Below are 14,550 nucleotides of genomic sequence, written 5' to 3'. Positions count from 1 at the left end.
TTCACGTGCTGGGCACCGGTACCGGCCTGGCCAGTACCCGGTCCAGGACCTCGGTGAGGAACCGCGCCGGGTCCGGGGTGGCGGTCGTGGTCCGCATCGCGACGATCCCGTCCGGACGGACGAGCATCGCGCCGTGCGCCGAGAGCCACGGGACGTCGACGCGGTGCGCGGGAAGTCCGACCTCCGCCGCCGCGGTGAGCCAGCGTTCGCCCTCGGTGCCCACCAGCAGGGTCCACCGGGACGCCACCAGGTCGAGGGTCGAGACCCCGTCGACCCACGCGTGGGGCACCCGCGAACCCGGTGAACCGTCCAGTGCCGCCGCCAGGTCCACTGTGGACGGGGGCGCCGGCCGAGGGTCGACGACGGCGGCCGAGTCGTACCGCTGGCCGAGGTGCACGACCGGTGCCGCCCACACCCCCGCCGCCGCCCGTGCCGCGTCGGCCTCCGGGCCGCGGCCCCAGTGCAGTGCCGGGTCGGCGGCCCGGCGCATCGCCTGGTCCAGCGTCGCCGCGGCGACCGGTTCGCGTTCCCGCGCGTAGGTGTCGAGCAGGCCGGTGCCCGCCTCGCCGTGGTGGACGGCGGCGAGCTTCCACGCCAGGTTGTGCGCGTCGGCGACGCCGGTGTTGAGGCCGAACGCACCGAGGGGCGACACGGTGTGCGCGGCGTCGCCGACGAGGAACACGCGCCCGACGGCGAACTTCTCGGCCGCCGCACTGCGGGGGCGCCAGGAGAGCACGCTGCGCACCTCGACGTCGAGGCCGGGGTCGCCGACCGCCGTCCGCACGATCGCGGCGCAGCGCTCCGGCGTGAAGTCCTCCGGGCGTTCGCCCGCGTCGACGTCGCAGGCCACGTGGAAGACCCAGTTCTCCTCGCCGTCCACCGTGGCCAGCAGGCCGGGTGCCTCCGGCGTGGTGATGGTGCAGGTGGCGAAGGACGTGCCGCGCAGGTGTGGCCGGAGGTCGGCGCGGAACAGGATGTTGATCATCGACTTGCCGAGGTCGCCCGGACCGGTGATGCCGACGCCGAGTGCGGTCCGCACGGTGCTGTGCGTGCCGTCGGCGGCGACCACGTGCGCGCACCGCAGCGCGGAGCGGCCCTCGGGTCCCTCCAGTTCGACGTCGACCCCGGACGCGTCCTGCGTGATGCCGACCAGGCGGGTCGACCAGCGCAGGTCCGCGCCGCGGCGCGCGAGGTCGGCGGCCACGACGGCGTCGAGCCGGTCCTGTGCGCAGACGCCGCGCAGCCTGAACGGTGTCACGTCGAACTCGTCGGCGGCCGGGGTCGGCATGGGCACGGTCACGACGTCGCCGGCGCCCATCTCGACGACGGTCCGCGCGACCGCCTTGCCCGCCTTGCCCCTGAGGTCGACCGCGACGGCGTCCACGGCGGCATCGAGCCCCAGCTCGCGGAGGATCTCGACGGTGCGTGCCCCGATGCCGGTGGCACGCGGGTGGACCGACGGACCGGAGCGGCGTTCGACCAGCACCGCGGGCACGCCGTGGTGGGTGAGCAGTGCCGTGGTGAGCAGCCCGACACTGCCGCCACCGACCACGAGCACTCTTGGATACGCTGTTTCCGTCATGGCTACACCGTAGCCATAAGCTAGGATGCCGGTCAACGAGGAAAGGAACCGCCCCGATGACCGAACCCGCTCCCTCGTCGGTCTGGACACGGCCGCGCCCCGAACCACGCAGACGCGCCCCCGGGGTGGACCAGTACGTGGCCGCCGCGCTGGCCGTGGCGGACGCGGAGGGACTGGCGGCGGTGTCGATGCGGCGGGTCGCGGGCGACCTCGGTTCCGGGACCGCCTCGCTCTACCGGTACATCACCAACCGCGACGAGCTGGTGGACCTGATGATCGACGCCGCGCACGGCGAGAACCCCCTGCCGGAGTCCACACAGGACTGGCGGGCCGGCCTGAGCGCGGTCGCGCACGCGTCGCGCGCGACGCTGTTGCGGCACCCGTGGCTGGCGGGCGAGCTGACGGGCAGACCCGCGCTCGGCCCGAACTCGTTGCGGCGGTCGGAGTCCGCGCTGCGTGCCGCCGTCGCGCTGACGCCGGACATCACGCTCGCCTCGCGTGCGCTCGGCGCCGTGCACGCGTACGTGCTGGGCTCGGTCGCCACCCAGCTGGCCCTTCGACGCGCGGAGCAGCGCACGGGGATGACCGAGGAGCAGTGGCAGCACAGCGTCGGCCCCTACATCACCGAGGTGCTCGCGGCGGGCGAACACCCCATGCTCGCCCGCCGGGTCGTCGAGGCCGAGGAACCCGACCCGGACGTCGAGTTCGCGTTCGGCCTGGACTGCGTGCTCGACGGGCTCGCGGCCCGGCTGGGTCGCTGAGCGGTCAGTACCGGTAGCGGCTCACGGTGTCCGGTCGGAGAACCAGGCGGACCTGGTCCTGCGCCAGGATCTCGGCGAGGTCGGCGGCGCGGGTCGGGTCGTCGAGGTCCCAGTAGCGGGCGGCCAGGCGCGAGGCAAGGTCGTGGGCCCCGTCGGGCTCGACCGTGACGGCGCCCGCGACCGACACCCAGCGCTCGCGTTCACCGACCGGGGCGGCGACGACGATCGAGGCCCGGGGGTCGCGGCGCAGGCGGCGGACCTTGAGCGTGTCCGGGCCGGTGAACAGCTGGACGGTGCCCTCGTCGGTGGCCTCGAACCAGACGGGCCGGGGCTGCGCCGGGACCGGTCCCGCGGCCACGGACAGGAACCCGTGCAGGGGACGGCCGAGGAAGTCGAGGTCGTCGGCGGTCAGGGAGCCGGCGTCGGTGCTCATCACGGCCTTTCCGATCGGGTTCACGGAACATCGAGTGAACACGATCGGCCCGTGCCGCGCGGGATCAGTCCTCGTCGAGCCGGAACGACGTCGCCGCCGCGGTGATCATGGAGGCCACCGCGGGCTCCGGAAGGCCACGGGTGGCACTGCCGAACGCGGTGCGCAGGTGCCCGAGCACGAGCGCCACGGGACCGGTCGGCGCGACCGCCGCCATCGCCTTCAGCCGGTCGAACACCGGAATCACCGTGACGAACAGGTGCGCGAGTGCCTCGTTGACGTTCGCGAGGTCGCACCCGCGGTGTAAGACGTGGTCCTGGGCGAACCGCACGGCGTCGCGCAGCACCCGTCTCGCGTTCACGTCACTTCTGTCACTTTGGGGACCCAGGAGAGTCGTGTTTTCCACCACGGAAGGTGACTGTAGAATGCATGTGCAATTTGCAGAAGGCATATGCACGTGCATCACCCGGAAGGAGTCGCCTTCCGGCCGGGTCGCGACAGCCCGTATGACCCGCCCTGACCGGCAGTGACAGCACCGGGACTACGACGTGACGCGGAACGTCGCGTCCTGGCGGTCGGTCGCCGCGGTGCCGACGGGGTCCACGCGGAGCAGGAAGTCGGCGTGGCGGAGGTAACGGTCCGGATAGTTGTAGGAGCGGAAGGACGTCCACGACGAGTCGGCGAGACCGGCCACCCTGGTGAAGGTCGCGTCGCCGCGGAAGGCCGCCGTGTTGTCGTTCACGTCCAGGCGGATCGCGTAGTCGTAGTGCCGCAGGTAGCGGTCCGGGTAGTTCACCGACTGGAACGACACACCCGACGAGTCGGCGAGGCCCGCGACCATGCGCCACAGCTGGTCCTGGTACGGGTCGAACGGGTAGGCGTCGAGCCTGCCGACGTTGTCGGCGTGCCGCACGAACCGGTCCGGGTAGTTCGACGACTTGAGCCGCACCCAGCCCGGGCTCCCCCACCGGCTCACGACCGCGCTGTACTCGGCGTCGGTGATGCCGACCATCGAGCCGTGCTTGGCGTTCAGCGGCGGGGTGTAGTCGCGCTGGTTGAGCACCGACCACGAGTTCGCGGTGATGTTGCCCGAGCTCCAGGCGTAGTAGTCGTTGTTCACGGGGCTGAACGAGTCGCCCCACAGGCGCCAGCCGCCCTCGTTCGTCCTGAGCAGCAGCGGCGCCTCGATCGAGTTGCCTTGCCGCAGGCCGCTCGTGTAAGTCGTGAAGCTGTTGGGTGCGGCCGTGGTGGACCGCGCGCCGTACAGGTACCCGTTGCCCAGGTTCTTGTAGTACAGGTAGGTCGTGCCGCCGTCGACCACGATGTCGCCGTCGAGCACGCCGAAACCGGGGCTGAAGAACACCTGCGGCGAGCTGACGGTCCGGAAGTCGCTCGTGTAGTTGACCATGAACACGTCCTGGCCGTTGTTGGCCGAGTAGACGATGCCGTACTGCCCGCGCGCGGCGTCCCAGAACGCGGTCGGCGCCCAGGTGTGCGTGTTGAGCGTGTGCATGCGGATGCGCCGGTAGTTCGAGAAGCTCGTCAGGTTCGTCGAGTCCCACACGTGCAGGTACTGGCTGATCCGGCTGAAGTCCGTGCCACGCAGGTCGGTCGCGAGCACGACGAACGTGCCGTCCTGCTTGCGGAGCACGAACGGGTCGCGCAGGCCGAGCTCGCCCGCGGTCGGCGTGACCACGGGGTTGTTCTGGTTGAGCGGGGTCCAGTTCAGGCCGTCTCTGCTGACCGCGAGGTGCAGCCCGTAGTCGGCGCCCACCATCTGCGGCGACTCGGTGAAGTAGGTCATGAGGTAGGCGGAGTTCGCGCGGGTGTCCGCGCCCGCCCGTGTCGTTGCCGCAGCACCCGCCGCGACGGCGGCGACCGCCGCGCGGGTGAACGTGCGTCTGCTGATGGTCACGGTGCTTTCCTTCCAGGTCAGCAGTTCGAGTTGGTCCGGGTGAGAAGACCGAGGCGCCGGGGCTGCTGCGAGCAGTCGCCGCCGGCGGACGGATTCATCCCCTGGTATCGCGGCCGGCACGGGCCGATCTCGAGCGTCTGGTCGTTGCGGCCGGTGGTCCACGAGCGGAAGTACCGCCTGTCCGGCTGCGTCGGGTCGCTCGCCGTCGAGAACGCGGGCGATCCCTGCTGGTACACCGGGTACGCGCGCCCCGGGTGTCGGCCGTCGTCAGGTAGACGAGCCAACGGGTGTCGTGGCGCGCCACGGTCGGTTCCCGCACGGAGACGATCGGGGGCGAGGCGTCGGTCCTCGGGCTGATCAGCACACCGCCGGAGGACCACCGCAAGCTCGTCGGCGGCGCGGCCGGGGCAGGCGCCGCCGCGACGGCGAGCGGGGGCCGCCGCCGCGGCGTGCAGTCCTCTGCGCAGGAACACGCTCGTCCCCTCTCCCTTGTGTGCGGGGCAGGTCAGGCGGCGGCGCAGGTGAGGGTCGGGGTCTCGGCCGCGCCGCTGGCGAGGAAGCCGAACTCCGCCCTGGCACCCGGCGCGAGGGTGCCGTTGTAGCCGGCGTCGCGGGCCGTGAACGTGTCGCCGGTCCGGGTGATGGTCGCGTTCCACGCCTGGTTGACGGTCTGGCCGTTCCCATACCGCAGCGTGACCGCCCAGCCGGTGAGCGAGGAGCCCGCCGTCACGGTGACCGAAGCCTGGAAGCCGCCGGACCACTGCCCGGTGAGCGCGTAGGTCGCGGCGCAGGTGCCGGTCGGCGGCGTGGGATCGTCACCGGGGCTGCCGATGCTGCCCGGCACGGCCCGGAGTGCGGCGTACCAGGCGGCGGCCATCTTGTCGTGGCCGGCGGCGCTGGGGTGGATGCCGTCGTAGAGGTCGGCCGCGCTGACCGCGGAGTGCATGTCGACGAGGTGGACCTTCCTGCCCGCGTTGACCTTGCTCTGCACGATGCCGGGGACGGCCGCGTTGAAGGCACGCACGTTCGCCTCCTGCGTGGCGTCACCCAGAGGGATGAGCGTGGCGACGAAGACCTCGGCGTCGGGCGCGGTCGCGGTGATCTTGTCGACCACAGTGGACAGTCGAGCCGGGGCGTTGGCCAGGTCGCGGTTCTGGATGATGTCGTTGGTGCCGATGTGCAGCAGGACGGTGTGCGGGGTGTAGGTACGCAGCCAGGCGACGACGGCGGCGTCGATCTGGTCGATGCGCCAGCCGGAGTGGCCCTCGTGGTCGTGGTCACCGAGGTTCGACGGCCCGTTGTACCCGGACCCGACGAAGTCGACGCGGTAGTCGGCGTTGACGAACCGCTGCCAGAGCCCGGTGCGGTAGGCGCCGGGGACACCGAACCCGTCGGTGATCGAGTCGCCGAGCGGCATCACTCTGACGCCCCCGTTGGACTCGGCCTGCGCGGCTCCGGTGGTGAGGGTGAGCGTTGCCGACAGCGCCACGACAAGGGCGGCAACCAGCTTCAGGGGTTTGCGGGGCATGGCACAGTCCTCGACGTCGTTGTCAGCAGGGGGTGCTCGGTGTGCGACTCAATGTAGCCAGGCCCGGTTCGTTCAGTCAACGATTCAGTAGCTGCCGATGTGAACGCTAACCCGTGCTGTTTGCCTGCCGACAACGGCCTGAACAGCCGCGCCAGGGTCGCTATGTGAGCGTGAACATCACGTGCGCGGTGTCGCCACGCGCGCCGAGCACGCAACGGGAGTACCTTTACCCCCACCGGGTATACCGACAACGCCGGAGGGGGCCGCGTGTTCGTCCTGCTGGCGGCCGTCCTGCTACTGACCGGCGCGGCGTACGGGGTGGCGACGCTGGCGCGCCTCGGCCGCGCGATGACCGACGTGCGCCCGTTCCTGTCAGGCCACGAGCCGAAGGAACACGCCCTGTCGCGGTTCCACGTGCGCTGGTACACGGTGACGATGCTGTTCCTGGCGTTCGACATGGAGATGGTGTTCATGTACCCGTGGACGCTGGTCGTCGCCGAGGAGGGGACGCCGGCGGTGGTGGAGATGTTCGTGTTCCTGGCCATCCTGTTCGCGGGCGTGGTCTACGCGTGGCGGGAGGGCGCCCTGCGGTGGGTCTGACGTCGTGGCTGCTGCGCCTCACCCCGCCGCGCCCGCTGCTGCTGGCCGGGCCCGGTGGCACGCGGGCACGTCTGGCGGTGGAGCGCCTCACCCGAGAACGGGGTTGGCACCCGGCGTCGAGCCCGGCGGAGGCCAATCTGCTGGTGATCACGGGCGAGGGCCTCGAGCCGTATGCCACACGGGTGTGGGAGGCGATGCCGGCGCCGAAGGTACGGGTCCGGGTGACGTCCGCGGCAACGGTCCCGACCGACCTGACCGAGGCCGTGAACACCCTCCACGACGCGACGACCCAACGGCTACCCGCCACCACAGCAACCCCCGCGACACCCACCAACCACGCCGACCACGCCGACCACGCCGCCATGGCACACGATCACACGGACCACATGACGGCCATGCCGGGCGGGATCCCCATGGCGGACCGCGCCGACGACCGCGACGGCCTCGAGCTGGACCAGCTGCACGTCCCGCTGGGCCCGGCACTACCGCTGTGGCCGGCGGGCCTGATCATCCACACCACCCTCCAGGGCGACGTGATCCGAGAGGCGTCGGTGGAGGTGATCGAGGGGACGGGCGAGTCGTTCTGGCCGGAGCACCCGGTGGCGCGAGCGCTCGACTCAACCGCCCGACTTCTGGCCGTCGCAGGCTGGTCGGACGCCGCGACCACGGCCCAACGCCTCCGAGACGACTCACTGAGGGACGCCACCCCCACGGAAGCCCTGCACAGGTGGGTGAGAAGGATCCGAGGCTCCCGCACACTGCGCCGGCTGCTCGAAGGAGTAGGCGAGACGGTGAACGCCCCACCCCCTCTGGCGGGCGACGCGTTGTCCCGCCTGAACCACCGCCTGGCCGCGACGACGCAACCCCACCACCACGTTCCCGAGTCTCCACAGTGGACGATCGACGTTCTCCCCACCCTGCTGGCAGGCACGGAACTGGCCACCGCCCGCCTCATAGTGGCAAGCCTGGACCCCGACCCGGACCTACTCCCCCGCCACGAACCTCATCAGCGCCCCCGCCCGAAACCACACCACGACCCCCACGACAACCTCGACCACAGGCCACACGAACAGTCCCACCGCGGCCCCCAACAAGACCCCCACCTCGAACACGAAACCCCCCACTCCGAAACCCCCACCCAACCCAACCGAGAACCCCACCACGAGACCCAGGAACCCGAACACAGCACCCACGAAAAGCCCCACCACCAACACCCCAAGACCCACCAGCACAACCCCCACCCATCACTCCGACAACCCGACGACAGCACCAACGACCAACCTCGCCCCGAGCGCGGTGCCGACAACCAACCCCACCACCAACCCAACCCCAACCACACCACCCACCACCAACCCCGGCCGGAGCACCACACCCCCGGCCCGCACACCGACCAGGCATCCCCTCGCGAACCACACCCCGGAGACCCCCATGACTGAGGCAGCGTGGTGGGGCAGCCTCGTCCTGCTCGGGGTGCTGGGCCTCCTCGCCGCAGGGACTTCGGCCCTGGAGAACGTGTTCGCCGCCCGCGCGGCAGGTCGTCGCGGTGGAGGTGGTGACGCCTTCCGGACCGTCGCCGGGCTGCTCGTCCAGCAACGCAGGCGCACGCTCAGCGCCGACAGCCTCCTGTGGCGCTCCTCCGGCGCAGTACTCCTCACCGCCGCCGTCCTGGCCTCCGCGGTCACACCGCTCGGCCACTGGGTCGTCAGCGACCTCTCCGTCGGCATCGTCTGGTTCAACGCCATGGAGATCGTCGCCTGGGCGGCCGTCTGGAGCGCAGGCTGGAGCGCCAACTCGGCCTTCTCCCTCGTCGGCGGCTACCGTTTCGTCGCCCAGGGCCTGGCCTACGAACTGCCCCACATGTTCGCCCTCACCTCCGTCGCCATCGGTGCCGGGTCGCTGCGAATCGGGGACGTCGTCGACGCCCAGACCGGCCTCTGGTTCGTCGTCTGGCAGCCCGTCGCCTTCCTCGCCTACCTGCTCTCCGTGCTGGCCATGTCGTTCTCCCCGCCGTTCGACCACGCGCTCGGACGCGACCTCGCGGGCGGCGCCGCGGCGGAGACCTCCGGCGTCGACCGGCTGGTCCTCCTCGCAGGCCGCCGGATCCTGCTCGTCTCCGGGGCGGCCATGGCGGTCCCGCTCTTCCTCGGCGGCGGCGCCGGCCCCTTCCTCCCCGACTGGGCCTGGTCCCTCGTCAAGACCGCCCTCGTCCTCGCCGCCCTCGTCCGGGTCGGCCGCCGGACCCCCACCATCAGGATGGACCGGTTCATGGAGGTCGCCTGGCTGCTCCTCGTCCCCGCCACCCTCCTACAGGCCCTCCTCGTCTCCCTGGTGGTCATCTGATGCGCGACATCGTCTTCTGGGTCTGCGCCGCCGGAGCAGCCGGCGCGGGCCTCGCCGTCTTCCTGGTCGACTCCATGGCCCGCGCCACCTTCGCCCTGCTCGCGTCCTTCGTGTTCGCCGCCGGGACCGTGCTGCTCGTCGACCTCTCCTACCTCGGCGTCCTGGTCGTCCTCATGATGGTCATGGAGATGGTGATCATGGTCGTCTTCATGGTCATGTACATGATGAACCCCGGCGGCCTCATGCCCATGTCCATGGTGCACAACAAGAAGGGCGCCCTCGCCATCTCCGTCGGCGTCTTCCTCCTCCTCGGCGCGGGCAGCCTGCTCGTCGACTGGCCCACCACCACCGACGAACCGCCACCGGACCCCACCCGGGCCCTCGGCGAGGCGCTCATGGGCCCCAAGATGCTCACCATGGTCGTGCTCGGTCTCGCCCTGTTCGCCACGATCGTCGCCACCGTCGTGCTCGCCACCCACCGGGGACGGTACGACCGGCCCGAACGGAAACCACCGCGATGACCCAGTACCTCCTGCTCGCCTCCGCGCTCTTCTGCATCGGGCTCTACGGCGCCCTCTCCCAGCAGTCCGTCGTGATGGTCATGATGGGGCTCGAGCTGATGATCAACGCCGTCATCGTCGGGGGCGCCGCCTTCTGGTACTACACCGCGCCGCAGCGCCCGGACGGACAGGTGGTCATCGTCGTGGCGCTCACGGCCATGGCGATCGAGATGGCCGCCGGTTTCGCGGTCACCACCGCGATCTTCCGGGCGCGGGACATCGACATGACCGACATGGCCGCGGACCTCAGGGACTGACGTGCTGCTCTGGTTCCTCGTCGCACTCCCGCTCTGCGCGGGCGTGGCACTGCTCGTGACCCGCGCACCGCACACTGTCGCGGTCATGGCCGCGGTGGCCACGGCCGTGCTCGCGGTCGTCGCGGCGGTCGCCCGGCCCGCGGCGAGCGTGGCCTTCCTCGACGGGATCTCCTTCGGACTCGCCGTGGACGGCTTGTCGGCCGCCATGGTCGTCACCGTCGCGGTCGTGCTCGTCGCGGTGCTCGTGTTCGCCACCGGCGAGCCCGGGCTCGACCACCGCTTCCACGGGCTGATGCTCGTGTTCGCCGCCGCGATGCTCGTGACCGTCACCGCCACCACCCTGGTCACCCTGCTCATGGCGTGGGAGGTCATGGGTGCGGCCTCCTACGCGCTCATCGGCTACTGGTGGCGCGAGCCCCGCAGGGTGCGGTCCGGCCTGGTCGCGTTCCTCACCACCCGGGCCGCCGACCTCGGGCTCTACCTCGCCGCGGGTGCCGCGCTCGCCGGTGGCGCGCACGGCCTCGACCTCACCCGGCTGCCGGACCTACCCGACGGCTGGCGCGACCTCGCCACCGCGGGCCTCGTCGTCGCGGCGCTCGGGAAGTCGGCCCAGCTGCCGTTCAGCTTCTGGCTCTCCCGCGCCATGGACGGCCCGAGCCCGGTCTCAGCGTTCCTCCACTCGGCGACCATGGTCGCGGCCGGCGCCTACCTGTTGCTGCGGACGGAACCGCTCCTCGGCGCGACCCCGTGGGCGGCGGTCGTCGTCGCGTGGGCCGGGGCGGCCACGGCCCTGCTGCTCGGCGCGGTCGCGGTGGTCCAGCGTGACCTCAAGCAGCTGCTCGCCGCGTCGACCTGCGCCCAGGTCGGGTTCATGGTCTTCGCGGCGGGCACCGCGGGCGCGTCGGCGGGCACCGCGCACCTCGTCGCGCACGCACTCACCAAGAGCCTGCTCTTCCTGTGCGCGGGTGCCTGGCTGACCGCGGTGGGCACCAGGGATCTCGACGAGCTGCGGGGTGTGGCCGGACGGCACCGCGTCACCGGCGTCGCGTTCACCGCCGGCGCGCTCACCCTCGCGGGCATCCCGCCGCTTTCCCTGTGGGCGACCAAGGACCGGGTCCTCACGGGAGCACTCACCGCGTCCCTGCCGCTCTACCTGGTGGGACTTGCCGCCGCCGCGCTCAGCGCCGCCTACGCGGGCCGCGCACTGGCACTGGTCTGGACACCCTCCACAACGGACCGAACACGCGTTCCCCCGGCACAGCAGGCAGTTCTGCTCCCGCTGGCCGCCGGCGCGTTGGTCATCGGTGTCCTGCCCGGGTTCCGGCCGGACTCCGGGTGGTGGGAACCGGTCGTGTCGGGAGCGCTGGCCCTGCTCGTCACCGGCGCGACCGTCGCCGCCGTGCGGCGCCGCGACCTCACCGCCCCGGCTCCCCTCCTTCACTGGCTGGGCCTGGAGAACCTCGCGCGGACCGTCGTCGTCCGGCCGACGCTCGCCACCGCGCGACACCTGGCACGGTTCGACGACAGGGCCGTCGCCGGGACCGTGCACGCGACCGCCAGGATCGGCGCCACCGTCGCCAGGCTGGTCGACCGACGGGTCGAATGGTCGATCGACGGCGCCGTACGGCTCGTCACGCACGGGTTCCGCACCCTCGGCAGGCTCGCGAGGCGTCCCCAGACCGGCCGGCTCCACCACTACTACGCACAGGCCGTGGTCGCGCTCGCCGCCCTCGCCGCCCTGCTGCTCCTGATCCGATGAACGAGAGGTGAGCGTGCTCAGCATCGTCGTGTTCCTACCGGTCGCGGTGGCCGTCGTGCTGCTGGCCGTGCCGAGGGTCACCGACGCCGTGGTGCGCTGGGCGTGGATCGCCACGAGCGCGGCGGAACTGGCCCTCGTCGCCGTGCTGTGGCTGGGTTACCGGGGCCCCGGCTACGAGTACGAGGTCGAGCGGCGGTGGATTCCCAGCGTCAGCTCCGGATACCACCTGGGTGTCGACGGGCTCAGCCTCCCGCTGGTCGCGGTGACGGCCGTGATCTTCCTCGCCTGCGCGGTCCACGCGTTCGGGCGCACCGACCGGGTCCGCTCCTTCGCGACGTTGTTCCTGTTCCTCGAAACCGTCTGCCTCGGCGTGTTCGTGTCGCTGGACCTGGTGCTGTTCTTCGTGTTCTTCGACCTGTCCATCGTGGGCATGTACTTCGTGATCGCCTGCTGGGGACACAGGAACGCGGCGAGGGCGGCACTCCAGTTCTTCCTCTACACGTTCCTCGGCTCGCTCGCCCTGCTGCTGGGCTTCATCGGCCTCTACCTCGCCGCCGAGCCGCACACGTTCGACATGGTCGCGCTTGCCGGGCACCCGACAGGTTCTGCGCTCGTGCTGCTGGCCGTCGTGGTCGGCCTCGCGGTCAAGACGCCGACCGTGCCGTTCCACACCTGGCTGCCGCCCGCGCACACCGAGGCACCCGCCGAGGGCTCCGCGATCCTGGCCGGCGTGCTGCTGAAGCTGGGCACGTACGGCTTCGTGCGGATCGCCATGCCGATGCTGCCGGCCGCGTGGCGGGACTGGGCAGGCGCGGTCGTGGTCGTCGGCGTGGTCAGCGTGCTCTACGGCGCGTTGGTCGCGTTGGCGCAGCGGGACTTCAAGCGCATGGTGGCCTACACCTCGGTCAACCACATGGGTTACGTCATCCTGGCCGTCGGCGCCGCGGGCCTGTCGTCCACCTCGGACGAGCAGGCCCAGGGGCTCGCGGTCACCGGCGCCGTCACGCAGATGGTGAGCCACGGCCTGGTCACCGGCGCGTTGTTCCTCCTCGCCGGTGTCCTCTACGAGCGGGGCGGCACCTACGACCTCGACGCGTACGGCGGCATCGCGGCCGGTGCGCCGCGGTTCGCGGGCCTCACGGCCGTCGCCGCGTTCGCCTCGCTCGGGCTGCCCGGGTTCTCCGGCTTCGTCGCGGAGTTCCAGATCCTCACCGGCTCGCTGCCCGGCGCGCCGGTCCCGACCGCGTTGGCGTTCCTGGGGATTCTCGTCACGGCCGCCCTGTTCCTCCGCGCCTACCAGCGGTTGTTCCTGGGCACCCCGAAGACGGCGGTCGGCGACCTGACCGTCACCGAGACGCTGTCCATCGCCCCGCTCATGGTGCTGGCGGTGGTCATCGGCCTGTTCCCGAGGTTCCTCCTCGACCTCGTCGAACCGGCCGCCCGCGTCCTCGGCACGCTGGTCGGCAGATGAACAACGACATGGACCTCGGCCCGCTGCTGCCCGAGATCATCCTGGCCGCCACGGCCGTCGCCGGTCTCCTGCTGGGTTCGTTCCTGCCGAAGGACCGCCAGTGGCTCGTCAGGGTCGTCGCGGCACTGGCCTGCGTCGCCGGTCTGGTGTGGACGGTCGGCGGCGAGACAGGTCCGGTGTTCGCGGCGACCTACACGGTCGACGCCGCGACCGACGCGACCCGCGTCATCGTGCTGGTGTCCGTCCTGCTGGTACTCGCCATGACCAGGATCGGCGGCCACGCAAGGGAAACCGAGTTCGTCGTCCTGCTGTTACTCGCCGCGCTCGGCGCGGTCCTGTTGGCAAGCGCGGGAGACCTGCTGCTCCTGGCGGCCGCGTACCTGCTGGCCAGTGTGCCGCTCTACGCGCTCACCGGGTTCGCCAAGGACGCTCCCGGCACCGAGGCGACCCTCAAGTTCTACCTGCTCGGCGCACTGCTGGGCACCACGATGCTCTTCGGCGTGATGCTCGTGTCCGGGGTGGGCACCGGCAGCGACTACCCCACCCTGCGCCACGCACTTCCCGACGCCCCAACGGAAGCGGTCGCGGTCGGCGCCGTGGCCGTGCTCGCGGGCCTGCTGTTCAAGGCAGGCGCGGTGCCCGGCCACTTCTGGGTCCCGGACGTCACCGAGGGGACGATGCCCGCCGTCGGCGCGATCGTCACCACGATCCCCAAGATCGGCGCGGTGGTCGCGACCTACCGGTTCGTCACCACCGTCCCGCTGGACTGGTCGCTGCTGGTCGCGATCATCGCCGCCGCGACCATGACGCTCGGCAACCTCGCCGCGTTCTTCCAGCAGAACGTGCGGCGCCTGCTCGCCTACTCGACGATCAGCCAGGTCGGCTACCTCCTGATGGCGGTCGCGGCGGGCCACGCCCTACCCAGCCTCCTGCTGTACCTGGCGGCCTACGCCGTCACCAACCTCGGCGCGTTCGCGGTGGTCTGCGCTCTCCCGAAGGCCGACACCATCGACGACTACACAGGGTTGGCCCGGCACCGCCCCTGGCTGGTGGCCTGCCTGGCCGTGTGCCTGCTCGGTCTGGTCGGCACGCCGCCGACGGGTGTGTTCGCCGGGAAACTCACCGTGTTCACCGCGACGCTGGACGCGGGCCTCGGCTGGCTCGCGGTCGTCGCGGCCGTCAACACCGTCGCGAGCCTGTTCTACTACCTGCGGTGGCTGATGCCCACGCTCCGTGCACGAACGGGGACGACCCGTGTGGCGGGCGGGGTCACGGCGTACGTCGCGGCCCCGGCGTCGGTCGCGATCGGACTGCTCGCCGGCCCGATCCTCGCGGCCTGGTCCTGAG

15 protein-coding genes are annotated in these 14,550 nt (G+C 71.4%); 9 read left to right on the top strand and 6 right to left on the bottom strand.

All coding sequences use genetic code 11. The features are described 5' to 3' along the window. Window position 1: 1 nt before the first annotated feature. The gene (locus CLV71_RS00970; protein ID WP_133900625.1) at window positions 2-1,582 is read right to left on the bottom strand and encodes an FAD-dependent monooxygenase; all 1,581 of its coding nucleotides are present in this window, start codon (window positions 1,580-1,582) and stop codon (window positions 2-4) included. 56 nt (window positions 1,583-1,638) lie between these two features. Between CLV71_RS00970 and CLV71_RS00965 the strand changes: the two genes are divergently transcribed. After that, window positions 1,639-2,343: a TetR/AcrR family transcriptional regulator C-terminal domain-containing protein gene (locus tag CLV71_RS00965; RefSeq protein ID WP_243866140.1), complete on the top strand. Its 705-nt coding sequence runs from the start codon at window positions 1,639-1,641 to the stop codon at window positions 2,341-2,343. Window positions 2,344-2,347: 4 nt separating this feature from the next. On the opposite strand, the gene CLV71_RS00960 is transcribed toward CLV71_RS00965, so the two are convergent. The 5 genes from CLV71_RS00960 to CLV71_RS00940 all read right to left on the bottom strand — a co-directional run bounded on the left by CLV71_RS00960 (window position 2,348) and on the right by CLV71_RS00940 (window position 6,216). Then, window positions 2,348-2,776: a pyridoxamine 5'-phosphate oxidase family protein gene (locus CLV71_RS00960; RefSeq protein ID WP_133901181.1), complete on the bottom strand. Its 429-nt coding sequence runs from the start codon at window positions 2,774-2,776 to the stop codon at window positions 2,348-2,350. A 64-nt stretch (window positions 2,777-2,840) separates the two neighbouring features. Further along, window positions 2,841-3,134, bottom strand: a complete 294-nt coding sequence (locus CLV71_RS00955; RefSeq protein ID WP_133900624.1) for a hypothetical protein — start codon at window positions 3,132-3,134, stop codon at window positions 2,841-2,843. Window positions 3,135-3,314: 180 nt separating this feature from the next. Continuing rightward, window positions 3,315-4,688 carry a glycoside hydrolase family 43 protein gene (locus CLV71_RS00950; RefSeq protein ID WP_133900623.1) on the bottom strand — a complete coding sequence of 458 codons (1,374 nt, stop codon included), beginning with the start codon at window positions 4,686-4,688 and terminating at the stop codon, window positions 3,315-3,317. A 17-nt stretch (window positions 4,689-4,705) separates the two neighbouring features. After that, on the bottom strand, window positions 4,706-4,972 hold the full coding sequence (locus tag CLV71_RS48325) for a hypothetical protein (RefSeq protein ID WP_208297324.1): 267 nt from the start codon (window positions 4,970-4,972) through the stop codon (window positions 4,706-4,708). A 221-nt stretch (window positions 4,973-5,193) separates the two neighbouring features. After that, the gene (locus tag CLV71_RS00940) at window positions 5,194-6,216 is read right to left on the bottom strand and encodes a cellulose binding domain-containing protein (RefSeq protein ID WP_133900622.1); all 1,023 of its coding nucleotides are present in this window, start codon (window positions 6,214-6,216) and stop codon (window positions 5,194-5,196) included. A 267-nt stretch (window positions 6,217-6,483) separates the two neighbouring features. On the opposite strand from CLV71_RS00940, the gene CLV71_RS00935 reads away from it, so the two are divergent. From CLV71_RS00935 to CLV71_RS00900, 8 genes are read left to right on the top strand one after another with little or no spacing between them, the layout of a single operon-like run. Then, window positions 6,484-6,816, top strand: coding sequence for an NADH-quinone oxidoreductase subunit A (locus tag CLV71_RS00935; RefSeq protein WP_243866139.1), 333 nt, complete (start codon window positions 6,484-6,486; stop codon window positions 6,814-6,816). Beyond that, window positions 6,807-8,252, top strand: coding sequence for a hypothetical protein (locus CLV71_RS00930; protein WP_208297323.1), 1,446 nt, complete (start codon window positions 6,807-6,809; stop codon window positions 8,250-8,252). The genes CLV71_RS00935 and CLV71_RS00930 overlap by 10 nt, the downstream gene beginning before the upstream one ends. After that, entirely contained in the window at window positions 8,245-9,156 is a 912-nt protein-coding gene (locus tag CLV71_RS00925) for a complex I subunit 1 family protein (RefSeq protein ID WP_133900621.1), read from the top strand. The genes CLV71_RS00930 and CLV71_RS00925 overlap by 8 nt, the downstream gene beginning before the upstream one ends. Further along, complete coding sequence (locus CLV71_RS00920) at window positions 9,156-9,677, top strand: NADH-quinone oxidoreductase subunit J (protein ID WP_424923859.1); 522 nt, start codon at window positions 9,156-9,158, stop codon at window positions 9,675-9,677. The genes CLV71_RS00925 and CLV71_RS00920 overlap by 1 nt, the downstream gene beginning before the upstream one ends. Next, window positions 9,674-9,973 carry an NADH-quinone oxidoreductase subunit NuoK gene (gene nuoK / locus CLV71_RS00915; RefSeq protein WP_133900620.1) on the top strand — a complete coding sequence of 100 codons (300 nt, stop codon included), beginning with the start codon at window positions 9,674-9,676 and terminating at the stop codon, window positions 9,971-9,973. The genes CLV71_RS00920 and nuoK overlap by 4 nt, the downstream gene beginning before the upstream one ends. Window position 9,974: 1 nt before the next feature. Then, window positions 9,975-11,732 (top strand): proton-conducting transporter transmembrane domain-containing protein, encoded by a 1,758-nt coding sequence (locus CLV71_RS00910; RefSeq protein WP_243866137.1) that lies wholly within the window; start codon window positions 9,975-9,977, stop codon window positions 11,730-11,732. 13 nt (window positions 11,733-11,745) lie between these two features. Next, window positions 11,746-13,203: a complex I subunit 4 family protein gene (locus CLV71_RS00905; RefSeq protein ID WP_133900619.1), complete on the top strand. Its 1,458-nt coding sequence runs from the start codon at window positions 11,746-11,748 to the stop codon at window positions 13,201-13,203. After that, window positions 13,200-14,549, top strand: a complete 1,350-nt coding sequence (locus CLV71_RS00900) for an NADH-quinone oxidoreductase subunit N (RefSeq protein ID WP_243866135.1) — start codon at window positions 13,200-13,202, stop codon at window positions 14,547-14,549. Before CLV71_RS00905 ends, CLV71_RS00900 begins: the two co-directional genes overlap by 4 nt. Window position 14,550 lies beyond the last annotated feature (1 nt).

Origin of the sequence: Actinophytocola oryzae (assembly GCF_004364325.1) — a bacterium.
Taxonomy (GTDB): domain Bacteria; phylum Actinomycetota; class Actinomycetes; order Mycobacteriales; family Pseudonocardiaceae; genus Actinophytocola; species Actinophytocola oryzae.
This window is presented reverse-complemented; position numbering and strand designations above follow the sequence as displayed.